A 22,532-nucleotide genomic window follows, 5' to 3' on the forward strand; every position below is an offset into this window, starting at 1 on the left:
GTTCGGAGCTGTCGGAGGACGTACGGCCTTCGTGAAGTACCGGTCCCTGCTCGCCACGGTGGTACTGGTGACGACGATGGTCGGATGTGCGGGCCAGAACGCGTCCACCGTGACATCGGTGACCAATCAACGTCCCGTCGCCTACCACAGCGTCGACGTCGACGGATTGTCGATCTTCTACCGAGAAAGCGGACCGAAAGACGGGCCAGTGCTGCTGCTGTTACACGGCTTTCCGTCCTCCTCACGAATGTTCGAACCGTTGTTGAGTCGACTGACCGACCGCTTTCATCTCATCGCGCCCGACCTCCCCGGCTTCGGCAACAGTGACTGGCCTGACCCCGTGTCGTTCGACTACACCTTCGACCACATGTCGGCGGTAATGAACGGCTTCACCGAGAAGATCGGGTTGAGCAAGTACAACCTCTACATGCAAGACTACGGGGCCGACGTAGGCATGAGGATGATCCTGTCGCATCCAGATCGCTTGCAAGGGTTGATCATTCAAAACGCGGCGCTACACACCGACGCACTCGGGCCGCTGTGGAATCCGCGTCGCGCGTTCTGGGCCGACCGTACCGGTCACGAGGCGGAACTGCGGGCGAACTTCTTGTCGCTCGACGCAACCCGCCAGAGACACCTGGGGACCGACCCCGACATCGGCCGATACGACCCGGACGTTTGGAATGATGAATACCGATTCCTCAACGACCCGAGACAGGGGAACATCCAGACCAATTTGTTCTACGACTACCGCACCAATGTGGCGTCCTACGCCACCTGGGATACGTGGCTCCGGGAGCATCACCCGCGCACAATGGTGTTGTGGGGCAAGTACGACCCTTCGTTTTTGATCGACGAGACCGACGCCATCAAGCGCGACCTACCCGATGCCCAGATCCACATCGTCGATGGCGGTCACTTCGCGCTGGACACCGCCCCCGACGAGATGGCCGATCACATCCGGACGTTCATGACAGCACGGTGACAAACCGTGACTCGGTGAGCGGGCATGCCCTTCCCGGTTCGCGCAAACACAAACGAACTTCGTCGACGGCACGGTCTGTCGCCAACCCTCAGTACGCATTTCAGTCGAGGAACCACAACAGAGGGAGACAACCAGCGTGAGCTCAACACAAAGGGTGGCAGTTATCACCGGCGCATCCCGGGGCATCGGCGCAGGTCTGGTGACCGCCTACCGTGCACTCGGGTACGCGGTCGTGACCAATTCCCGAAACATCCACGCAAGCGACGATCCCCACGTATTGACGGTGCCGGGCGACATCGGAAAGCCCGGCATCGGCGCGACGGTCATCGATGCCGCCCTCGCACGATTCGGACGGGTGGACACGGTCATCAACAATGCCGGAATCTTCATCTCCAAGCCGTTCACCGACTACACCGACGACGATTACGCCGCCGTCATGGGCGTAAACGTTCGAGGGTTCTTCGAACTCACGCGCGCAGGCGTCAAGGCGATGCTCTCCGGCGAGGGCGGGGGCCACGTGGTCAACGTCTCCACGAGCCTGGTCGACCACGCGAACTCCCGGGTGCCCGCCGCGTTGGCGTCACTCAGCAAGGGTGGGCTGAACGGGGTCACCAAGGCGCTGGCAATCGAGTACGCCGATCGTAAGATACGCAGCAACGCAGTGGCTCTCGGTGTAATCCGTACACCCATGCACGATCCTTCCACCCACGAGGTCAAGGCGCGGCTGCATCCTCTCGGGCGACTCGGTGAGGTCAACGACGTGGTCGAGGCAGTCATGTACCTGGAGAACGCCCCGTTCGTCACCGGTGAAATCCTGCACGTCGACGGTGGGCAGAGCGCGGGACGCTAAAGCGTCCTCGAGCCACTGGTGATCCACCCGGTGAGCGTGGGAACGCTCGTGTCGGTGAACCCGCGCCCCGTCGATCCGTTGTGGGCGATGTCGTGGTCCAGCCAGGCCGCGGCGACGTCGGTGTCCGCGGTCCCGCCGGCGACCGCGGCCGCCGTCGACGGTGGACACCTGGCGCGACCCCAACAACTTCAACAAGCAATGGAGTCAGGTGCGGGACGGGATCGGCGCCGACCACCTCGGGCACACGAACGTGTCCATGACACAGGACAGATACATGGCCCGAGGTAGGAGCCATATCGAGGTGGCCGACCTGCTCGACCGAGCCCTAAACGTCGACTCGAGATTCTCGATCTTGAAAAACAGCCTCTGACGTAGGGCGACTGGGACTTGAACCCAGGACCAACGGATTTGTGATTTGCGCTTCTCGGAAGGCCCGATGCATGCCTATTAAGCGTTGCAGCACAGCAGATTTCATCGTTTTTGTGTTACCAACGCCACCGGGCGATTCTTGCCGTTTCTCGGACATACTCGCCGAATAAACGTCGACTGCCTTAGAGCGGCTGTCACTCATCGAATCGGCAGTGGGACGCGCGGGCGCACACGCCCAGTGTCCGGCCCGCAGCCTTCACCGATCACCGAGTTGACCTGTCCGTCGCGTCAACCAAGCGAGAACGTCTACGCAGGTGGTGTCAGCGAATTGCAAAGGGACGTTCAAAAAGGCTGAGTATGCCGCACACAGGCCTCTGTACGTCGGGTAGGAAAATTGCTCGGCCGGTTCCCAGCAGAAGCGCCCCCGCCTAGATGACATGCTTGGTCGGTGCAGAGCGAAGAGGCGACGAAAGGCCTTGAGCGTAGGCCCAGGCATCGATTTTGGGACTGGCCGACGGCGTGTCGTGGCATATCCGCTACGCCAACAATGCCTCTGCGCGTTCTAGGATCTGTCCGTGCGCGACCATGACGCAATATATGCTGAACTGCGACTCGTTGCAGCCGTACGGCAGGCCGCACTGGAAGCTAGCGGCAAACGTCCTTCGACTCAGTTCGTCGACGAGTTACTCGACCAACGCATGCTGATGTTGCCAGCGGACGGCACTCCGTGAGTCGCGCTTATTGGTGGCTAACCTTTGTTATCGGCCTCTGGTTTCTATTTGTCGGGTTTGTTGTCGGTAAGTCATTCTCTGTTCCGTTCTCGAGTGACTTTTGGAAAATCGCTGGTCAGCCAATCGCAACGGTGATCGCCGGGTTGAGCACTTTGGTCGTCGGGTTTGTTGCGTTATTCGGTGTGATCCTGTCGAGCCACCTCACAAGGACGCACGACCGTCACAACGAGGGCCTTGACCGCTGCTGGGAACGCTTCACTTGGCTTGTCGACCAGACGCCGAACTCAGATTCGACCCCTCAAGCTGGAACAAGCCTGTTCACTCCTGAGGTTATTACTGAGGTGGTAAAAAGCCTGGCTGCCGACGCGAAGCGCCTGGACGATCCGACACTCAAAGCAGCGTTGCTTCAGTATCAGCAAATCTTGGTGGGGATGTATTAACATGGCTCTGACCTCCGAAGCTAGCGCTGCAACGCCTTCAGCCTCAGAATGGTGCAGATGACGAACGCGCTTCAGCAGCAGATCGATGCGATGGAGCCACAGAGGTGGGCCCGCGCAGCGAAGCGTGCCGCGATCGTTGCAAGAGATCTAGCGCACGAACTGGAAACAGAGGTCTCCGACCGGATCCGCTACTTGGCCGAGACCCCTGAAGAAAAGTTGGTTGAACAGCGGATCCTGGAGCTACGGAAGCGTCGGTCGTCAGGGCATCCCGGTGGGACTCCTGGCACAGGTCTAGACGAACCAGATACGGCAGCTGGCGAGATCCCGAACGCTGCCGGGCAGCTTCAATTCAACGTCATGGGTGGAGTGCTGGATGCGGCCGATAGCTTCGCGCTCTCCGACCTTAGTGGCGCAGATTTGCGAGGTGCCCGCTTAGCGGGTGCCGACCTCCGAGGGGCGGACCTATCCGGTGCGAATCTAACGGGGGCCGACCTCACCGGCATACATGTAAGCGACCCGCCGTATGTCACTGCAGAAGTTGACGATGGCGGTATGGCGTCCCTTCTCTCCGGTGATTCGTTCTCGCAGGCAGTCCGGTACTGGGACCCGGCTGGATCCAGTTCTGTGAGCATCCTTGGAACTGATGCATACCGAGAACTACTGGCAGCGCGGTGGGCTTATGGGGATCACCTGGCGCCTTTAAATCGGGGTGCCCGCGTCGTGTCGGATGACGGCAATTGGGAACTGGATTGGTCCAGTCCTCTGCAATTAGCGTTGCGGTGCCACGGCGTCCAAAGATGGTCGACACCCATACAGGCCGATGCCCTAGTCCGCGCCAACACAGGCGAGGGCTACTTCATCATCCAGACAAAAAGCGGCCAACCTGTATGGCTCCCCACACCATCCACACTTGACGACGCAGACGATGGCTATCTACGCAGAGTCGCCGACGGCGTCATCCGAGTGTTGCAAGTTTCGCCGCACCTCGACCGGCCCGGACAACCGGCAGTCGCAGACACTTGGTGGATGCATGTCGATGACGATTCTGACCTGCGCACATCGCCGTACTACGCTGCGCTGATCAATCTCAACCGAGTGAACCCGGCACTGGCCAAAGCCAATCGAGTGAACCCGTCATTGTTCAAATTTCTGGACAATCTCAAAAAAAATTCCTGACTACCTCCGGAGGAGTCAGCCTGGGGAGTGCCCCAACACTTTCGCGCGGTGGGTCGGGACAGTCGTCGCCGGGGTGGCGGGCTTCCATGTCTGTAGATGGGTTGTCCCATAGTTCGGGGTGGGCGTGCAGCAGAACCTTCCAGTGGAGGTCTTGGATGCTGTCGGGGTCCAGGGCCGTCCCCAAGCCTTGCTTCCGCGAGTTGTCGCGAACTAAAGCCATTTCGATGACGCGTACGACGCGTTCCAGTTCGGCTGCCAGGGGCGCGCCGTCGATATCGATGGGCGAGGCGAACGCGCCGCCCGGTCCGGTTATGGCGGCGACGTAGAACCCGGCCTGTTTCTCGCTGTTCACGTCTTCGGGATCGCGGCCTGGGATGGGCATGGAGTAGTCACCCCAGAACGGCCCGAGGTATAGCCCGTACTGGTCGGTGTGGGCGATCTTCGCCTGGTGGTCCGTCGACAGAGTCAGATGCTTCTTCGTACGTATTCCGGTGGAGTCTGTCGGGTCGGGGGCGGGTGGCCAGTTCGACGGTGGTGGTTCGGCCTTCCTACGCAGCCATAGCTGTGGAGTAAAGCGCGGTGGCGCGGGCCAGCTCTTCCTGCGCGAGGATCAGCAGGGACCGGGCGCGGGCGGCGGATCCCTTATCCAGCAAGGTGTGGGCGTCTTCCACCAACGCGACGGCGTTGGCCATCAGGGCGCGCCAGTACGCGCGGGAGTTCACGGCATTCAGCCTCAGCGTCATATGCCCAATCATCCGGATTGGGTCGACGCTGACGGGCGGTCGGCGCGCCGGGGCGCACGTATCGTCGTGTGAGGTCGGCCTTCGGATACTTTCGGGGGATGGGGGTGGACTGGCCGACAATCGTTGCTTCGGGAGGCCTTGGTGCCGTAGCTGGCGGTGTCGTGTCATGGATAACCGCACGACAGATGACCACTCGTCAGGAACGCGGGCGGTCAGCTGTCGAGGCCCGACGCGAGGTCCGAAAGATCGTGGACCCTGAGCTGACGAAGGTACGGCAGTACAGGGCGCACGCGATGGCGTCGGTTGGCCGCGAGGATGAGGGGATCCACAGTGGCGATCTGACGTTCTGCGGACGCGTGCTGACGGCCTCGCGGGACCTGGGGTGGTGGCGCCGACGGTGGGTGCACCGTCGGCTTCAGAAGTTGTTCGGCAGCAACACAGTTCACCTGTGCGAAGTTCACGGCCAGGATGCCGATGACCCTGGCATGGCGATGGCAGTGATGCTGCAACGTCAAGCGATGCAGCTTATGCACCCGGATCGGCACCTCCCCCAGCCCGATACCGGTGAGTTCGACCTGGCATTACGCCATCCGCCGGGATCAGATGATGTAGCCCGGCTAGTGCGGTCGTTGGAACGCCTTGCTAGTTGCCGCTGATGGCCTAGTTGAACCAGGCGGCGGGTCGATGGTGTCGGTGTCAGGGGTTGCGCAGGGTGCTCGCGCTGGCCCGCACAGATCGGTCGCTTGTTGTACGGAATTCTGCAAGGTGCTGAAGCGACCCAACACACTCCGCGACGGCGGCGATCTAAGGTGAGGACATGGCGAACAATCAGCTAACTACGGTCCGAAACCAGTTCAAAACGCGTGGCTATACGGTGAGCGATATACATCGGAGCGTCGGGAACCTCGAGAAATTCGAGGTCGAATCCGGCCCCAACCCAAAGCTAACCGGGCTTCCGGTTTCTTTTCAACCTGACTTCACCGCAAATCCCTCGGGACAGTTGTGGGCCGCCTCCGAAATCCACTGGTGGACTGCAAAACACGAGTATTCAGGTCAAGCCGCTGAGTCGCACGTCGAGGTAACAGATCGAATCATCAAGACCGCTGAACAGGACAACGGAGCTACGCTCGCGCAGTGACTGAGCCAAACGAGCCCGAGCTAGGAATCCTGCGGGTCGAGCTACTGGACGAAAGCCACAGAACATACCGCCTGGCGCAAGGCAACGAGTCCCCCGAGTTCGTGGTGCACGTGTGGTTCACACGCCCTCTTAATGTGATCGAGCGAGCCCAATTAGCCCACCACGGGTACGAGGTCGATTTCCCTTTGGAACACGACACGATGCGTGGGCTTGTCATCGTCACTGCTCAGACATTCAACCAAGTGATCGAAGGTTTACACGCAGAGCTTCCTGCGGTCGCGGCCGACGCAATACAGATTTGAGCCGACGCGGTGGACGAAGACGAACACCTAGGCGCATTGGTTCAGCAGATAAACCTACGGATTCATCCAGAGTAGCCGCGCTCCGTAAGTTGACAGGCACCGGTGGAAATGATCAGTCACCCTTGGACGACGGTTGGTAGTCGGCCGCAGCCTGTCAGGCGCCGATCAGGCAAACTGGGGTCACCGCAGTTAGCGAGGGTTCGACAATTGATGTTTGCGCAGCCCAGAGGGCAGAGATGGCTGCCCTTCATGGTCACTGGCGTTTGCCGGGGGGTGGCCGATTGTCCTGCTGAATCGCACAGAACTCATGGTGCCGAGCCGAGATGGACGGGCGAGTTGTCCTAGCTGGCCAGCGAGTTGGAACCAACTACCGCCGGATACGCGAACGTCGGGTTGATCCTGAAAACAGAATGCTGGCTCCGATTGTCTGCACGAATCGCTGGCCAGATCTGCGGAGATGTCCCTCTGCTTGGGTAGCGTCGATTTGTCGCGAACGCGACGCGGGCCAGGCGAACGTGCCACGAACTGCGCGGCGCACGGGAGGACTAGATGTACCTACGCGAGCTATTCGTCAGAAACAGCGGGCCGACCGCGGAACTTCACCTGACGCTTGCTTTCGACTCAGAAGACCGACCGATCAGTCAGGTGCTTGTCGGCAAGAACGGTAGCGGCAAAACCAACGTCTTGTCCCTCATCGCTGATGCCTTGATGGAATGCTCTGCGGACACATACAGCGACGTCTTACGACAGTCCGGCGCAGGTCGCAGCTATTTTCGTATCGTGGGGAGTAAAACTGTGCGATACGGGCAAGCCGGCGGTTTCTCGATACTTAGATTCGAACACGGCGATCAGGAGCACTTTTATCGCGAGAAGGCGGGTTCGTATCTAGTCGCTGATGCTCAACAATTTCTGCCCGACTCCTTAAAACCGGCCGCCGACTGGCCTGACACTGCCGACCCCTACAAGAGTTTTTCTGTCGAAGAGACGATTGCTCGCGGTATTTACTCGGCAGAGACCTTTGCGCATTTTCCGGCAAGCCGTTCAGAGCACCCTTACTGGTTTAACCAAAATGCCTTGGTCGAAGATGATTTCGAGACGCGTGAAAGATACAGACAGAATCTTGGAAAGCCCCTTTTCGTTGAACACGGCGTCGATGCATTCGCCCAGTGGATGCTAGGCGTACTTACGGAATCGCGCAGTCAGCTACTTCGGCTTCCATTAGCCGCTCAGACTGACCAAGCACAGTTTGTAAATTTGGACGGAATGAACTACGACCACTTTCAACAACCACTTGTCAATGCGAATGCTTTAATTAAAATCATCACCGGGGACCCTACCGCGGAGTTTTACTGGACGGGGCGCCGAAATCCTCGCAAAGTTGGCATTAAGTCTATTGGCGGGCCGATTGTGACGGGCCTCGACGCACTTTCCGGCGGGCAATCGACTCTTCTCGCCATGTTTGGAACTATTTTGCGCTACGGCGACGACGCAGCTGGTCGAGCGGGCAAACAACTCGAAGCTAAAGATATCCGCGGAATAGTGGTGATTGATGAGCTTGACGCACACATGCATGTAGACCTTCAAATGGCTGTGTTACCTCAGCTCATCGCATTATTTCCCCGCATACAATTTATCATTTCGAGCCACTCTCCATTTTTCGTTCTGGGTCTAGAAAAGACGTTCGGACCCGAAGGTGTTCGCGTCGCCAGCCTTCCGGATGGAAACCAGGTTGCGGCTGAAGCGTATGAGGATTTCGGACATGCGCTAGATGCGCTTCGTGAAACGCAGGCTTTCAGCGATGAGATCGCAGCCTCAATTGCTGCTGCTGAGTCTCCATTGATATGGGTTGGCGGCGAGACCGATCTTATTTACTTAAGAACTGCGGCACAGATTCTAGGATTTGAACATCTCGTCGAATACTTCGAATGGGTCGGCGCATCGGGTCAAACTGGCGGCAGTAACATGAACTCGGGTGACCCAGGATTGAATTTAGCGTACAAACTCCTAAAAGCCAATCCGAATTTGACTGGCCGTAAAATCGTGCTGGTGTACGACAGCGACGCCAACAAACCCGACGATACTTTCGGCAATGTTCATATCATTAGCCTAAGCAAAATTCCGGATGCGTACTGTCGCAAAGGCGTTGAAAATTTGCTTCCCGCTGCCGTTTTTTCGGAAGATATGTATCAGATGGTCGAAAAGCCTGGTGATTACGGGAAGCCGACGATTGTGCCCGAGCTGCGCAAAATGGACCTGTGCGAGTCTCTGACCGGATCGAATACAAAAGCCGAGAACTTCGAGAACTTCCGCCCAACACTGGTGGCCATAGATAACCTACTAGCCGAATCGGACCAGAATGCCCCTTCTCCATCCGTGGACGACGCGCCCCCGACGGACGGGTAGTGAATAGGTAACCAGTCCGACCCGGAATGCCGAAAGGCGGCAAGACAACCGCTTTGGCGACGAACAGAACAACCTGTTGAAGGGACCTGTCCGGACCAACGCGGAGATAAGCCGTTTCGCTGGCCAGGTTGTTCGAACAGAACAACCGGACTTCTTTCGGCATTACCGCGTCGGCTTTGCTAGAGCTCGAGGTAGTCGCCACGATCGCGGATGCGGCGGCGGTAGTTCGTGCGGCTTGGGCCCTCCGCCGCGGTCGTACCCTCGACGGATCTGCGCCATTCGGCATGTGCGGCAATGCGCCCGTCGAGTGCTGCGTCTCGTTCGGCGAGGAGTTCGGCGACCTGCTGTGGTAGCAGGTGACACGGCGTACCAGTGGCGATCTGGTGAGCGGTGACGGGAACGTCGTCGTGGACGTTGATGATTGCGTGGGCCAGTATCCCAGCTTGCTGACTCGTACCGCGATTCAGGATGTGCGGCCCATTAGGTGGCGTACTTCCGTGTTCCGCTTCGGTGGTCTGTTCGAATAGGTAGGCAGTGTTTGCGTCGCGGGCCCGGGTCATGGCGACATACAGCATGGAGCGGGTCGTGTGCTCCCCAAGGACGGCGTGCGTGGTGTCGGCGGTGACCCCTTGCGCCGAGTGCACGGTGGTCGCGTAGCCGAAGGTGAGGTGTTCGCGGACGTAGTCAGCCTCGAACACCGTCCCGGCGCGGTCGGACAGCCGTTCGGCCGCAACCCGATTCGTACCAGGGTCGATCGCGGCGACGCGCCAGCGGTCACCGTTGCGCACTGGGTCCGCCGCTGCGTCGTGGTCCTCGGCCCGCCGGACGTCGATGGTGAGGTCGTTGCGCCGGGACAGTATGAGATCGCCCGCGGCGATGCGCTGCCCACGTGGGGCGGTGACGGTTGGCACGTCGGCCGGGATGGTGTCGTCGTGGATGCGGCGGTTCAAGGCGTCGGCCATCTCGGTGGTGTCGCACAGCAGCAGTGCGTCCTTACCGACCGCCACGTCCTTCCTATAACCCTCAAGGGCGTCGGTGGCCATGGCGATCTGGTCCCCGCACCGCAGCCGGTCGTGCTCTACGTACCAGTCGACGGCCGTGCGGACCGCGTCCGGCTCACCATTCCGCAGTTCCAGGGACGCGGCGCGTTCCTCGGGATTGCGCATCCGCCAGACCTCCGAAAGATGCTGCGCCCACGGCAGATCCGCGCAGAGCTGGGCGAACATCCCGCCGCGGGCCTTCACCGGCGCCAGCTGGTGGGGATCGCCGACAAGGACCGTCTTCACCCCTGCGGTTGTCGTGGCGGTAAGGAGCTGGCGCAGGTCGTCGGTGCCGACCATCCCGGCTTCGTCCACTACCACCACCGTCCCACGGTCCAATGCCAGGGCGCCGTTCTTCAGATCTTGCAGGGCTTTGGCGATGGTGAACCCTTCGTCGCCGGCGCCATCGCGAACGGCGACGTCGACGGCCCGACCGGTCGGGGCGAGGACCAGGACGCGGGCGTCGTGGCGGTGGTGTGCGGCGGTGCGCAACGCACGTAGCGAGGTGGTCTTGCCCGCACCAGCCGGCGCGGACAACGGCTGCACCAACCACGGCGAGCGGCCAATGTTCTCGACCGCCGTCTTCTGGTCCGCCGACAGCCCACGGGTGTCGTCCTCGGTGACCCACAACTGTGCGCGGTCATCCCGCGCGTCGGCCAGATCGAGCACGGCGACTTCTTCGGCCAAGATCCGGCTCAAGGTGAACCGCTCATGCCCTTCGCGCTGATGGCGTTGCCGTGGTGCGGTCAGTCGCATGCCGACCTCGTCGACCGCGGCTTCTACCGCCTCCCGCGGTGACCGATCGCCGTCGATGGGGAGTTGCGCGCCGATGATCTCGACTAGGTCCGCCCGGGTGAACGCGGCTTTGTCGATTTGTTCGGCGGCGTCGGCGAGGCGCGCCCGGTCGAACTGAGTGCGCCCGACCGCACGACGCGCGGCGCGTGCCTGCTCGAATGAAGCGCGGTCCAGGCGAATCCCCCGCGCATCGGACCGCCACTGCTGCAACAATTCTGGCCAGGCGAGCTCTTCGGGCTTGGTGGGCCGGGTGGCCTTCTGCGCGGCCGCGAGCTGCGCCGAGCTCAACGGCCCGTCCTGCACGGTGAGGTGACGCGCCGCCCACTCCCGCAACTGAGACGAGCGGCGCGACCAGGCGGTGATCGAGGTGCGGTCGATGCCGGCGAGTTCGGCCATCCCGGTATGCGGGTTCACCGGTTCCCACTCGAATCCCAACGACTGGTGCAGTTCTCGGCGCAGGGTGGCCTGATAGATCACCCCGGCGGCCTTGGCTTCGTGAAACAGCGACGTCCCGTCGATCGACACCAGCACCCCGTCGGCGCGGGCCTGGCGGTTGGGGACGATCACATGGGTGTGCAGGTGCGGGTCCCCGCACCGCGACGTCTCGTGCTGATAGGCCACCGCGACCAGACCGGGAAGATGCACCAGGTCCTTCAGTTCGGTCACCGGGTTGTGCACCCTCGTGTAGCCGGCATGGGCGGCCAAGTACTCCATCGCTTCAACGAGCGCAGTGGTATGCGCGTCGGCTATCCCCTTCGCCACCACGTCATCGGCCTTCAACGCCCGAATCAACGACACACTCTTCGGCGCGCTGAACGTCAGGTCATAGCCGTGCACGCCCTGCGCACCCAGAGCCCGGCCGTAGGCACCGCTCGGTGCGACCCCGTCGTCGAGCCAGCGCGCCACCACCCCGGCGTCGGCCTCACCCCCCGCGCGCTGGGTGTCCGAAAGCCCCACCAGCCTGCCCGCTGTGCGGGTGTCGCCGGCGCACAACCATGTCGGGGTGCGGGTGTCGTGTTCGGAGTAGTATTCCCCCAGCCCGCCCCCGGCCCGGTGAAAGTCGTTGGTGGCGCGCTGCGCGGATGCGGCGGTGTCGAGGTAATAGGTGATCGACCACCGCTTCAACTTCGAAATCGTCAACACCGCAGCCACCAACCCAGGTATCAAACCCCAAAGTCAGAACGACTGCCCCGCCGTCACTTTCAGTCACGCCCCACACGCAACCACCACCAGTATCGCACTTTGTGCAAATGTGCCACTGCAGTTTCTGAGGCTAAGGGGCGAGGGAATATCTGTAAGAGTCTATGAGGCAATGGTTTTGGAGACGGTGGGAATAGTTCGGTGACTTATGGGACTGAGATGAAAGGAGGTTGGGAGGGGACGGGAAGGCGTGGGAATTGAATTCATGGGGATTGCGAGCCGACCTGTCGCCGAGGCCGGGGTGAAATACGTCGACAAAAATAGCGGGGAGGCTGCCTCCCATGGGACTTACAGTTGGGTAATCCGAACTGGGGCGGATCGACAAGGAAGTGACCGCCATGGACGAGAACTTTGATGACAGGTGGCTGACCCGCCAAGAACTGGCCGACCGATACGGACTACCCGTGAAGACGCCGGCCGAGTGGGCCTCGAAGGGAACGGGTCCTCGCTACGCGAAGTTCGGCCGGCACGTGCGCTACCTGTTGAGCGATGTAATGGACTGGGAAAGAAAACAATTCGCCGAGGAAAAACGTCACCCAGCGTGACTACCATGACGAGATGATGGATTCACCAGCCAGCACAGGCACCACGCCTGCCGGGCAGCCCCGGGGATAGTGCCGTGGCGGGCAGACCCTCGCTGCGAATCGGCGAGCACGGCAAGATTCGACGGGAGTATCTCGGCGGCGGAGTGTGGCTGGCCTTCTGCCGCTTCCGCGACACCGACGGGGTGACGCGGCGCGTTCAGCGCGTCGGACCCGCCGATGCGCACGACAAACGCGGCAAGCTGGCCGAGGACGCCTTGATCGAAGCGCTGGGCGAACGCCGCCCGCCATCGGAGGCAGGGCCGGACGCGATCGGCCCGGACACTCTTGTGATGGCCCTGGTCGATCAGCACCTCGCACGACTGGCGGAGGACGGCCGATCCGTCGCCACCCTCGCTACGTACAAATTCGCGGCCAACAAGCTGAGAAAGTCTCTCGGCGGCGTGCGGGTGCGTGAAGCGAATACCTCTCGCCTGGACGCGGCACTCCGGTCGATGAGGGAGGCGCACAACGCGACGATGGCCAAGCAAGCGAAGACGATCCTTCGCGGCGGCCTCCAACTCGCGGTGATGGCCAACGTGCTGCCGGCGAACCCCGTGAGAGACGCGCAGCCACTGCGGTCCAAGAATCAGCCTAAGGGAGCCACGGCGTTGACCGCCGAGCAATTGCGCCGACTGCTGGCCGAGGTATCGGCGTCGAGACGATGCCGAGAGATCGACCTGATCGACCCGATCACCGTGCTCGCCGCCACCGGCTTGCGAGAATCCGAGTTGCTCGGCCTGCGATGGGTCGACTTCGACGAGGACGCGGGCACCCTCACGGTGACCGGCAAGCTGGTGCGGGCCACCGGCTACGGGCTCACCCGCGTCGACGAGACGAAGAGCGCAGCCGGGAAGCGGACTCTGCCGCTACCTCGTTTTGCGGTCGAAGCCCTCACAGCGCGACAGGGGCTGCCGTTCCTAGGTGAGCAACAGATGATCTTCCCCTCGACGGCGGGCACCTGGCGCGACCCGAACAACTTCAACAAGCAATGGCGTCAGGTGCGGGACGGGGTCGGGGGCGCCGGCGTCACCACGCACAGCTTCCGCAAGACCGTCGCCACCCTCATCGACGGCGGCGGCCTGTCCGCGAGGATCGGCGCCGACCACCTGGGCCACACGAACGTCTCCATGACACAGGACAGGTACATGGCCCGAGGTAGAAGCCATATCGAGGTGGCCGACCTGCTCGATCGGGCCATAAACGTCGAATAAACGTCGACTCGAGAGAACCCAGGACCAACGGATTATGAGTCCGCGGCTCTAACCAACTGAGCTATCGCCCCATCGCGCTCGCGCGCGGCACCCATGATTGCACGCCCGCCCCGCACCCAGAATGCGGGAGCGGCGTTCAGCGCGGCGCGTCGGCCAGGAACGTGTGCACGATGTCGCGCTGCCAACCCGGCACCGTCTCGCTGACCGCCGAGGCGAATCCCGCGGCCCTCAGCCGGTCCCGCAGCGCCGAAGCCCCGTCGAAGGTCGCCACGCTGCGCCGCAGGTGGCGGTACAGGGTGGCGTCCCTCGTCTGGTACCAGCCCATCGGAATGATGATGCCCGCGCACACGGCGTTCCAGACGGCGGTCGCCAGCCTGGAGTCGGCCACGGAGTACTCGTGCAGCGCCAGCGTCGCCCCCGGCCGCAACAGGGCGCGGAACCTCCGCAGTTGGGCGTCGGGATCGGCCAGGTTGCGCAGCAGGTAGGCCGCCAAGATTCCGTCGAACGGGCCGTCCACCCCGGCCTCGGCCAGGTTCTCGATGGGCGTGTGCACGAACGTCACCGTCGCCGGCCACGACTTGGCGGCGGCCTGGGCCAGCATTCCCGCCGACGCGTCGACCGCGACGATCTCGGCTTCGGGGGCGGCGTCGAGCAGCGCCGCCGTCGACGCCCCGGTTCCGCACCCGGCGTCCAGCAGTCGAAGTCCCTTGCCGCCATTGGGAATTCGCATGCGTCGTGCAGAAATTCGTAGGTGCTCGTGATATCCCGGATTCGCACCGACCAGGCGGTCGTAGGACGGCGCCTCGACGTCGAAGGCGCTCGGCACGACTGCCCTGGGCAGGCCGGAGGGATTGAGGCTCATGCTTCGCATTGTCTCCTATGTCCGCGTGGCACCATCACGCTCTTTCTACCCGCACCACACGACGCCAACCATCGTGTGCCGAATCGCGCCCACCGCGTGCCTTGCTCACTAGGCTCACACCGTGCTCCGCTTCCTCGCGCGCGCCGCGATCTTCTTCGGGTCCTCGGCCATTGGACTGCTAGTGGCGGCATGGTTGGTGCCCGGCGTGACAGTGCGGCCGCTAGGCTTCATCATCGCCGTCGTCATCTTCACGGTCGCCCAGGCGATTCTCGCCCCGTTCTTCCTGAAGATGGCGAGCCGCTACGCGTCGGCCTTCCTCGGCGGTATCGGTCTGGTCTCCACCCTCGCCGCCTTGATCTTGGCGTCCGTGCTGACCAGTGGCCTGAGCGTCCACGGCATCGGCTCCTGGGTGGCGGCGACGGTGGTCGTGTGGTTGGTGACGGCAATCGCGACGCTGCTGCTGCCGATGCTCATCGTGAAGAAGAAGCTCGCCTAGTCAGCTGTAGACGGGTTGCCCGTCCGACCCCAGGAGGTACCGCTCGGTGCCTTCTTCGACCCGCGCCGCGTCCGCACCGAGCGAGACCGCGATCTTGTTGGCCGCGTTGCGCATGACGTCGAGCGTCAACTCCATGGCCTCGGCGTCGGAGAAGTGTTCCCGCACCCCGGCCACCACGTCGGAGTCGATCGCGGACGGCGTCCAGATCAACGCGTCCACATAACGAAGCGCCGCCTTGTGCCGATAGTCCAGCAGGCTGGACGACTCGTACTGCTCGATGTCGGAGTACATCGACTCGGTCCCGCCCGCGTCGAGCGCCGCGCCCTCACGCAGCGACTTGCACAGTCGGCAGTTGTGCGCAACGGCCCCACGCAGCCGCACCACCTCCGTGGTGACGGGGTCCAGCGCGCGCAGCGCGCCCACCGTGGGAACGAACTGGTTGAGCAGCACGTCGAGTGGATCGGTGTCGCGGTCCCACACGACGGGTTCGACGACCGGCGCGAAGCCCAACGCGGTCAGACCCGCCCTGACCCGCGGCACGAAGTCGGCGACGAAGATCAGCCCGACCATCCGAAAGGCCTTGTCGCCCAACGCCGACATGAACGCGGCACGCTGCTCGGCGCTGATCCCCGACACGTCGACGGCGAACTGCTCGGCGAACTCGGCGAGCCGTGGGTCGTCGTCGGCCTCCCCCTGCGCCGGCAGCGGCGTCAACGACATCGCGTCGGCGCACACCGCCCGCACCAGGGCGTTGCGGCCCCCGTCGCCCTCGGGCGACAGTGCCATCAACCGGGTCAGCAACTCGTACAACTGGTCGTCGTCCACACCCGCGATTATGTCTGCCCGCCGCCACGTACACGGCTAACTCGTCGATCTCCGTCGTCGCACACACCAAGATGACTACCGTCTCGATCATGATCAACGACTCGCTCCGCGCGGAGCGCATCTTCCGCGGCGGCACCATCCTGACGATGGACGACGAACGACAGCGCGTGCAGGCGATTGCCATCGCAGGCGGACGCATCCTGGCGATCGGCGACGAAGCCGACGTAATGACCACCCACGGCGACGGCACCGAGGTGGTGGACCTGGGCGGCCGCACCCTCATGCCGTCGTTCGTCGACGCTCACGGCCACTTCGCCAACGCACCACAGATTGTCAAGTGGGCCAACGTGTCCGGCGTACCCGCCGGGCCGGTCACCAGCATCGCCGACATCCAACGCGTGCTCGCGGAGTTCGCGACCGCCAACGCGGTCGCTCCCGGGGCGTGGATCGTCGGCTACGGCTACGACATGTCGAACCTGTCCGACGGCCGCCAGTGCACCCGCGACGATCTTGACGCCGTCCTGCCCGACAATCCGGTGATCCTGATCCACAGCTCCAATCACGGCGCGGTGCTCAACTCGCGGGGCTTTGCCGCAGTCGGATACGACGCGACCACCCCCACCCCACCCGGCGGCCTGATACTTCGCCGGTCTGGCAGCAATGAGCCCGAGGGGCTGATCATGGAGACGGCATTCGCCCCGATCTTCGCCAACATGCCGCAGCCATCGGAAGAGGAGATGCTCGCGGCGTTCGACGCCGCCCAGCAGCTCTACGCCAGCAAGGGCACCACCACCGTGCAGGAGGGTGCCACCCACGTCAACGACCTTGCCCTCATCAGGACCGCGGCCGAACAGGGTCGCCTCTACCTCGACGTGGTCGCCGTCCCGCTCGTACTGGAGGTACCGAAGTTCATCACGCAGTACTTCCCCGACTTCACCGGCGGCCCAACGGAGTTGCCCGACAACGCCTCCGAGGCCTTCGGAACCTACCGCAACCGGCTCAAGCTGCAGGGCATCAAGTGCATCGTCGACGGGTCACCCCAAGGCAAGACGGCCTACTGGACCAAACCGCTGCTGACACCCGGACCCAACGGCGAGACCGAGTGGTGTGGCCAGCCGGTGTTCCCCAAGGACGTCGTCGACCAGATGGTGAGATCGATTGCCGACGCGGGCATTCAGATCTTCTGCCACTGCAACGGCGACGCAGCCGTCGACATGATGATCGACGCCTGCCGGGCGGCGGGGATGACCGCGGGCGACGACCGTCGAACCGTCGTCGTCCACTCCCAGTTCATGCGGCCCGACCAGCTCGACGACTACGTCGAATTGGGTTTGTCTCCAAGTTTCTTCACCGTGCACGCCTACTTCTGGGGCGACCTCCACGTGGAGAATCTGGGACGCGAGCGCGCCTACTTCCTCAGCCCGATGGCATCGGCCATCGATGCGGGGCTGCGCTGTTCCAACCACAACGACTTCTCGGTCACGCCCGTCGACCCGATGCGGATGGTGTGGAGCGCCGTCGCACGCACGTCACGGTCGGGCGAGATCATCGGCCCCGACGAGCGGGTGACGCCGTGGCAGGCGCTCAAGGCACTCACCATCGAAGCAGCGTGGCAGATCCGCGAGGAGAACGACAAGGGCACACTGTCGCCGGGCAAACTGGCTGATCTGGTGATCCTCGACGAAGACCCCACCGCCGTGCCCACCGACCAAATACTGGACATCGCCGTCGTCGAGACGTTCAAGGAGGGCCGCAGCGTCTACTGCGCCTGACTGACCGAGGACATGTGGAAGTCCGGGATCCGCAGCGACGGCATCTTCGCCCGGGTCGCCCAGTCGCCCCACTCGCGCGGCAGGGTCACTTCGCTGACCCCGGCCTCGGTGGCGCGGCGCAACAGGTCCAGTGGGCTTTCGTTGAAGCGAAAGTTGTTCACCGCACCGGTGACCTGGCCATCCTCGACCAGGTACACGCCGTCGCGGGTCAGGCCCGTCAACAGCAGCACGGTCGGGTCGACCTCGCGGATGTACCACAGCGTGGTCAGCAACAGTCCCCGCTCGGTACGGCGGACCATGTCCGACAGGCTTGCCCACCCGCCCGTCATCAGCATGTTGTCCCCAGGGATCGCCACGGGCACGTCGAACTCCGCCGCCGCCGCCCGCGGATATGCCAGCGCGTTGATCGTGCCGTCGCGGATCCAGTCGACGCGCTCGACGTCCACACCGTTGTCGAACACCGACATTCGCTCCGAGGAACTGGTCGCCGCCACGAACGGCGCACACTCCAGACCCGCCGCCGCCGGATCGGAGTACAGCGTCAGCCCGAGATCGCCGAGCTTCTCCCCCACTCGGGTTCCGCCCGGCGCCGACAGTGCGGTGCGACCCTCCTGTGCGCCGCGCCCGTCCATGGTCCAGCCGAGGTAGATCATCATGTCGGCCACCGTCGAGGGAGGCATCAACGTCTCGTAGCGACCGGCGGGCAGCTCGACGGTGCGTTCGGCCCAACCCAGCCGGGTCGACAGCTCCTCGAGCATCGAATCCGTTGGCACGTCGACGAAGTCGGGCGTCCCAACGCCCACCCACGCGCTGGCCCCGCCGCGCTTGGCGTTGACCTCCACCGAACCGGTCGGCTGGGTGAAGCGCCGCCGCAAACCCGTCGACGTCGCGACGAACGTCGTGTCCAGCTCGTGGCGCGCGAACCCGTACAACTGGTCGGCGCCGCGGAAACCCTTCGCCAAACTCTTTGCCACGCCGGCAAACACGTCGGTGGCGGTCTCTGGCACGGGTGCGTCCCAGTCGTCGGGCACCTCGTCCCCGCCCACGATCGGCGCACCGTCGCGCGCCTCCGGGGCCGAGCGCGCCGCCTCCTGCGAAGCCGCGACCAGACCGGCGATCGCCGACGGGTCGACCTCGCTGGACTTCACCGAGCCGACGTGCGCGCCGTTGCCCTTGCGCACGATCGAAATCACCGTGGTGTCGCGGCCGCGCGTCTCGCCATTGGTGGTCATCGAGTTGCCCGCCCACCGCAGCGACGCCGTCGCCCGGTCGGTAACCACCACGATGGTCTCGTCGGCTCCGCCGCGTCGGGCGGCTTCGACGAGGACGAGACCCGCCACGTCGGGTGCGCTGATCATTCCTGCCGTCCTGATTCTTCTCGGGTGTTCAGCACGTTGATCCCCCGGAACAGTGCCGACGGGCACCCGTGACTGACGGCGGCGACCTGACCGGGTTGGGCCTTGCCGCAGTTGAACGCGCCGCCGAGCCGCCAGGTCGACGGGCCGCCGACCGCCTCCATCGCCCCCCAGAAGTCCGTCGTGACGGCCTGGTACGCGACGTCGCGGAGCTGGCCGTCGAGGCGGCCGTCGCGAATCCGGAAGAACCGTTGCCCGGTGAATTGAAAGTTGTAGCGCTGCATGTCAATCGACCACGACTTGTCGCCGACGACGTACACACCGTCCTCTACCTTGGCGATGAGGTCCTCGGTGGTCGTGTCGTCCTGCGCCGGTTGCAGCGACACGTTGGCCATCCGCTGGATCGGAACGTGATGGGGCGAATCGGCATACGAGCAGCCGTTGGACCTGGCTTCGCCGAGTCGTGGTGCGAACACCCTGTCGAGTTGGTAGCCAACGAAGACGCCGTCGCGCACCAGGTCCCACTTCTGGGCGCGCACCCCCTCGTCGTCGAAACCGATTGTCGCCAAACCGAAGTCGACGGTACGGTCAGCGGTCACGTTCATCACCGGGGAGCCGTAGCGCATCACGCCCAGCTTGTCCGGCGTCGCGAACGACGTTCCCGCATAAGCGGCTTCGTACCCGATCGCCCTGTCGTACTCGGTGGCGTGGCCGATCGACTCGTGAATGGTGAGCCACAGATTGGACGGGTCGATCACCAAATCCGTCGGACCCGCCACCACCGACGGCGCCTTGGTCTTCTCGGCCAACAGGGACGGCAGTTCGGCGAGCTCGCCCGACCAGTCCCACACCTCGTCGCCCGCGACGTACTCCCAGCCGCGCGCCGTCGGCGGCGCCAGCGTACGCATCGTCTCGAACGTGCCTGCCGCGGCGTCGACCGCGACGGCGTCGAAGGTCGGCTGCAGGCGCACCCGCTGCTGAGTGGTCGACGAGCCGAACGTGTCGGCGTAGAACGACTGCTCCTTGACGGCCTGAAGAACCGCGGACACGTGGTCGACGCCGTCGGCAGCCAGCAGCCGACCCGAGTACTCGTCGAGCACGGCAATCTTGTCCGCGGCAGGCACGTCGAACGGGTCGACGAGGTAGTCCGACACCCACGTCACGTCGGAGTACACCGGCTCCGGTGCGAGCTCGATGCGTTCGGCGTTGAGCGGGGACAGCGTGGTCGCCACGCGAACCGCGCGCCGGGCCGTCTCGGCCGCGACGGTCGGGGCGAGCTCGGCATGCGAGGCGAAACCCCACGTCCCGTCGACGATGACCCGGACCGCAAGACCGACCTCGCGGGTGATGACCGACGTCTCCAGCTCGCCGTCGCGCAGCTGCACGATCTCGGTGGTGATGCGGTGAATCCGTAGGTCTGCGTAGCTGGCCCCCGCGGCCGTCGCCGCCGAAAGAGCTGCGTCGGCGAGCTGGTGCCGCGGCAGCCCAAGGAAGTCGGGGTCGACACGTCTGCGCGCTGTCACGCCTCCACCGTAGTGGCACATAATGACGCCGTGGGTCGCCAGCGGGTACGCAACGCCGTCACGGGCTACTCGCTGCTCGCACCCAGCCTGTTCGGCGTGGTGACCTTTCTGGTGCTGCCGATGTTCGTCGTCCTGTGGTTGAGCCTGCACAGTTGGGACCTGCTCGGCCCGATCCGCTATGTGGGGCTGAGCAATTGGCGGTCGGTGCTGACCGACGAGACGTTCGGCACATCCATGATCGCCACCCTTGCGTTCATCCTTCTGGTGGTCCCGCTGCAGACCGTGCTCGGACTCCTTGCCGCGAGCCTGCTGGCCGTCAACCTGCCGGCCAGTGGCTTCTTCCGGACGCTCTACGTCCTGCCGTGGATCTGCTCCCCGCTGGCCATCGCGGTGCTGTGGAAGTGGATCCTCGCCCCGACCGACGGCGCGGTCAGCACCGTCCTTGGGCGTCCGGTCGAATGGTTGACCGACCCCGCGTTGGCGCTGCCCGTCGTCTCGGCCGTCACGGTGTGGACCAACGTCGGCTACGTGACGCTGTTCTTCCTTGCGGGCATCCTGGCCATCCCCCGCGACATTCAGAACGCCGCGCGTACCGACGGCGCCACCGCATGGCAGCGGTTCCGCTACGTCACCCTCCCGATGCTCCGGCCGACGCTGTTCTTCGTGCTCGTCACCGGGATCGTCAGCGCCGCGCAGATTTTCGACACCGTGTACGCCCTGACCGGTGTCGGACCGCAGGGCCGCACCGACGTGATCGCACACCGCATCTACGCCGAGGCCTTCGGTGCGGCAGCCGTCGGCCGCGCGGCGGTGATGGCGGTCGTGCTGTTCGTGCTGCTGCTCGGCGTGACGCTGGTGCAGCACCTCTACTTCCGCCGCAGGATCAGCTATGACCTGGTCTAGGAACGCGGCCGTATACGCGGGTTTGGTCGTCCTCGCGGTCGTCACGCTGGTCCCGTTCGGGCTGGGCCTGCTGACGTCGTTCACCTCGGCTCGCCAGTTCAACACCGAGTCGCCGCTGTCGGTGCCGTCGCCGCCCACGTTGGCGAACTACCTCGGCTTGGCCGACGCGGGCTTCGGCCGGGCGATCGTGGTGACGGCCTTGGTGACCGCCGTCGTGCTGCTCGGCCAGCTCACCTTCTCGGTGTTCGCCGCCTACGCGTTCGCGCGGATGGAGTTCCCAGGCCGCGACGCGTTGTTCTGGGTCTACGTCGCGACGCTGATGGTGCCCGCCACCGTGACCGTCGTCCCGCTGTACCTGATGTTCGCCGAGGTAGGTCTGCGAAACACGTTCTGGGCGTTGGTGTTGCCGTTCATGTTCGGCTCGCCGTACGCAATCTTCCTGCTGCGCGAGTACTTCCGGACCATTCCCGCCGACCTGATCAGAGCCGCCAGGATGGACGGCGCCAGCACCCTCGACGTCATCGTGCACGTGGTGCTGCCCGCGAGCCGCCCGATTCTGGTGACCCTCGCACTCATCACCGCGGTGTCGCAGTGGAACAACTTCATGTGGCCACTGGTCATCACGAGCGGGCGCACGTGGCAGGTGTTGACCGTGGCCACCGCGGGCCTGCAATCCCGCTACGACGCGCAGTGGACGCTGGTGATGGCGGCGACGACGGTCGCGATCGTCCCGCTGATCGTGCTGTTCGTCGCGTTCGGGCGCCAGATCGTCGGCTCCATCGTGGTGACGGGACTCAAGTGACGCCGACACTGCGCTCACTGCGACGAA

The 22,532-nt window shown here is 63.7% G+C and carries 20 protein-coding genes and 1 pseudogene; 14 read left to right on the forward strand and 7 right to left on the reverse strand.

Going from position 1 to position 22,532, the window contains the following annotated elements; translation table 11 throughout:
- Positions 1–166 precede the first annotated feature (166 nt).
- From B1790_RS09710 to B1790_RS09730, 5 genes and pseudogenes are all read left to right on the forward strand, one after another.
- Positions 167–985, forward strand: coding sequence for an alpha/beta fold hydrolase (locus tag B1790_RS09710; protein WP_198951963.1), 819 nt, complete (start codon positions 167–169; stop codon positions 983–985).
- 136 nt (positions 986–1,121) lie between these two features.
- Positions 1,122–1,835 (forward strand): SDR family NAD(P)-dependent oxidoreductase, encoded by a 714-nt coding sequence (locus B1790_RS09715; protein ID WP_079923012.1) that lies wholly within the window; start codon positions 1,122–1,124, stop codon positions 1,833–1,835.
- Positions 1,836–1,986: 151 nt separating this feature from the next.
- A pseudogene (locus B1790_RS35820) lies at positions 1,987–2,205 on the forward strand (hypothetical protein); the annotation flags it as partial.
- Between the two features lie 726 nt (positions 2,206–2,931).
- Entirely contained in the window at positions 2,932–3,375 is a 444-nt protein-coding gene (locus tag B1790_RS09725; RefSeq protein WP_142271208.1) for a hypothetical protein, read from the forward strand.
- A 57-nt stretch (positions 3,376–3,432) separates the two neighbouring features.
- Entirely contained in the window at positions 3,433–4,551 is a 1,119-nt protein-coding gene (locus tag B1790_RS09730) for a pentapeptide repeat-containing protein (protein WP_198951964.1), read from the forward strand.
- Here B1790_RS09730 and B1790_RS34230 read toward each other — a convergent pair.
- Both B1790_RS34230 and B1790_RS34655 read right to left on the reverse strand, forming a co-directional pair.
- Positions 4,535–4,933: a hypothetical protein gene (locus B1790_RS34230; protein WP_142271210.1), complete on the reverse strand. Its 399-nt coding sequence runs from the start codon at positions 4,931–4,933 to the stop codon at positions 4,535–4,537. The genes B1790_RS09730 and B1790_RS34230 overlap by 17 nt on opposite strands.
- A 166-nt stretch (positions 4,934–5,099) precedes the next feature.
- Positions 5,100–5,294: an AbiV family abortive infection protein gene (locus tag B1790_RS34655; RefSeq protein WP_158083802.1), complete on the reverse strand. Its 195-nt coding sequence runs from the start codon at positions 5,292–5,294 to the stop codon at positions 5,100–5,102.
- Positions 5,295–6,111: 817 nt separating this feature from the next.
- On the opposite strand from B1790_RS34655, the gene B1790_RS34235 reads away from it, so the two are divergent.
- From B1790_RS34235 to B1790_RS09750, 3 genes are all read left to right on the forward strand, one after another.
- Positions 6,112–6,432, forward strand: a complete 321-nt coding sequence (locus tag B1790_RS34235; protein WP_142271212.1) for a hypothetical protein — start codon at positions 6,112–6,114, stop codon at positions 6,430–6,432.
- Complete coding sequence (locus B1790_RS09745; RefSeq protein WP_079923017.1) at positions 6,429–6,734, forward strand: hypothetical protein; 306 nt, start codon at positions 6,429–6,431, stop codon at positions 6,732–6,734. The genes B1790_RS34235 and B1790_RS09745 overlap by 4 nt, the downstream gene beginning before the upstream one ends.
- A 549-nt stretch (positions 6,735–7,283) precedes the next feature.
- Complete coding sequence (locus tag B1790_RS09750; protein WP_079923018.1) at positions 7,284–9,137, forward strand: AAA family ATPase; 1,854 nt, start codon at positions 7,284–7,286, stop codon at positions 9,135–9,137.
- 179 nt (positions 9,138–9,316) lie between these two features.
- Here the strand turns inward: B1790_RS09750 and mobF are convergent, their stop codons facing one another.
- Complete coding sequence (mobF, locus tag B1790_RS09755; protein WP_079923108.1) at positions 9,317–12,115, reverse strand: MobF family relaxase; 2,799 nt, start codon at positions 12,113–12,115, stop codon at positions 9,317–9,319.
- 395 nt (positions 12,116–12,510) lie between these two features.
- On the opposite strand from mobF, the gene B1790_RS09760 reads away from it, so the two are divergent.
- Both B1790_RS09760 and xerC read left to right on the forward strand, forming a co-directional pair.
- Positions 12,511–12,717 (forward strand): AlpA family transcriptional regulator, encoded by a 207-nt coding sequence (locus B1790_RS09760; protein WP_079923109.1) that lies wholly within the window; start codon positions 12,511–12,513, stop codon positions 12,715–12,717.
- 74 nt (positions 12,718–12,791) lie between these two features.
- Positions 12,792–13,967, forward strand: a complete 1,176-nt coding sequence (gene xerC, locus B1790_RS09765) for a tyrosine recombinase XerC (RefSeq protein WP_079923019.1) — start codon at positions 12,792–12,794, stop codon at positions 13,965–13,967.
- A gap of 136 nt (positions 13,968–14,103) precedes the next feature.
- Here the strand turns inward: xerC and B1790_RS09770 are convergent, their stop codons facing one another.
- Positions 14,104–14,829, reverse strand: coding sequence for a class I SAM-dependent methyltransferase (locus B1790_RS09770; protein WP_079923020.1), 726 nt, complete (start codon positions 14,827–14,829; stop codon positions 14,104–14,106).
- Positions 14,830–14,950: 121 nt separating this feature from the next.
- On the opposite strand from B1790_RS09770, the gene B1790_RS09775 reads away from it, so the two are divergent.
- Positions 14,951–15,325: a phage holin family protein gene (locus tag B1790_RS09775; protein ID WP_079923021.1), complete on the forward strand. Its 375-nt coding sequence runs from the start codon at positions 14,951–14,953 to the stop codon at positions 15,323–15,325.
- On the opposite strand, the gene B1790_RS09780 is transcribed toward B1790_RS09775, so the two are convergent.
- A complete protein-coding gene (locus tag B1790_RS09780) occupies positions 15,326–16,111 on the reverse strand; it encodes a carboxymuconolactone decarboxylase family protein (RefSeq protein ID WP_233165045.1) in 786 nt (261 codons plus the stop codon).
- A gap of 128 nt (positions 16,112–16,239) precedes the next feature.
- On the opposite strand from B1790_RS09780, the gene B1790_RS09785 reads away from it, so the two are divergent.
- Positions 16,240–17,922, forward strand: a complete 1,683-nt coding sequence (locus B1790_RS09785) for an amidohydrolase (protein ID WP_079923111.1) — start codon at positions 16,240–16,242, stop codon at positions 17,920–17,922.
- On the opposite strand, the gene B1790_RS09790 is transcribed toward B1790_RS09785, so the two are convergent.
- A complete protein-coding gene (locus B1790_RS09790; RefSeq protein WP_079923022.1) occupies positions 17,910–19,280 on the reverse strand; it encodes a TldD/PmbA family protein in 1,371 nt (456 codons plus the stop codon). The two genes, B1790_RS09785 and B1790_RS09790, sit on opposite strands and share 13 nt — an antisense overlap.
- A complete protein-coding gene (locus B1790_RS09795; RefSeq protein ID WP_369832323.1) occupies positions 19,277–20,821 on the reverse strand; it encodes a TldD/PmbA family protein in 1,545 nt (514 codons plus the stop codon). The genes B1790_RS09790 and B1790_RS09795 overlap by 4 nt, the downstream gene beginning before the upstream one ends.
- 9 nt (positions 20,822–20,830) lie before the next feature.
- Here B1790_RS09795 and B1790_RS09800 point away from each other — a divergent pair, with 9 nt between their 5' ends.
- Positions 20,831–21,703, forward strand: coding sequence for a carbohydrate ABC transporter permease (locus B1790_RS09800; RefSeq protein ID WP_233165040.1), 873 nt, complete (start codon positions 20,831–20,833; stop codon positions 21,701–21,703).
- Positions 21,690–22,505, forward strand: coding sequence for a carbohydrate ABC transporter permease (locus tag B1790_RS09805; protein WP_079923023.1), 816 nt, complete (start codon positions 21,690–21,692; stop codon positions 22,503–22,505). The genes B1790_RS09800 and B1790_RS09805 overlap by 14 nt, the downstream gene beginning before the upstream one ends.
- The last annotated feature ends 27 nt before the right edge of the window (positions 22,506–22,532 follow it).

Source organism: Mycobacterium sp. AT1, from assembly GCF_002043095.1.
In the GTDB taxonomy this organism is placed as follows: domain Bacteria; phylum Actinomycetota; class Actinomycetes; order Mycobacteriales; family Mycobacteriaceae; genus Mycobacterium.

Excerpts from the sequence above, each read along its gene's own strand:
- B1790_RS09795 (WP_369832323.1), bottom strand. The coding sequence starts at position 20,821 with ATGTGCCACTACGGTGGAGGCGTGACAGCGCGCAGACGTGTCGACCCC.
- B1790_RS09770 (WP_079923020.1), bottom strand. The coding sequence starts at position 14,829 with ATGAGCCTCAATCCCTCCGGCCTGCCCAGGGCAGTCGTGCCGAGCGCC.
- B1790_RS34230 (WP_142271210.1), bottom strand. The coding sequence starts at position 4,933 with ATGCCCATCCCAGGCCGCGATCCCGAAGACGTGAACAGCGAGAAACAG.
- B1790_RS09750 (WP_079923018.1), top strand. The coding sequence starts at position 7,284 with ATGTACCTACGCGAGCTATTCGTCAGAAACAGCGGGCCGACCGCGGAA.
- B1790_RS09760 (WP_079923109.1), top strand. The coding sequence starts at position 12,511 with ATGGACGAGAACTTTGATGACAGGTGGCTGACCCGCCAAGAACTGGCC.
- B1790_RS34655 (WP_158083802.1), bottom strand. The coding sequence starts at position 5,294 with ATGACGCTGAGGCTGAATGCCGTGAACTCCCGCGCGTACTGGCGCGCC.
- B1790_RS34235 (WP_142271212.1), top strand. The coding sequence starts at position 6,112 with ATGGCGAACAATCAGCTAACTACGGTCCGAAACCAGTTCAAAACGCGT.
- B1790_RS09805 (WP_079923023.1), top strand. The coding sequence starts at position 21,690 with ATGACCTGGTCTAGGAACGCGGCCGTATACGCGGGTTTGGTCGTCCTC.
- B1790_RS09780 (WP_233165045.1), bottom strand. The coding sequence starts at position 16,111 with ATGGCACTGTCGCCCGAGGGCGACGGGGGCCGCAACGCCCTGGTGCGG.
- B1790_RS09790 (WP_079923022.1), bottom strand. The coding sequence starts at position 19,280 with ATGATCAGCGCACCCGACGTGGCGGGTCTCGTCCTCGTCGAAGCCGCC.
- B1790_RS09730 (WP_198951964.1), top strand. The coding sequence starts at position 3,433 with ATGACGAACGCGCTTCAGCAGCAGATCGATGCGATGGAGCCACAGAGG.
- B1790_RS09785 (WP_079923111.1), top strand. The coding sequence starts at position 16,240 with ATGATCAACGACTCGCTCCGCGCGGAGCGCATCTTCCGCGGCGGCACC.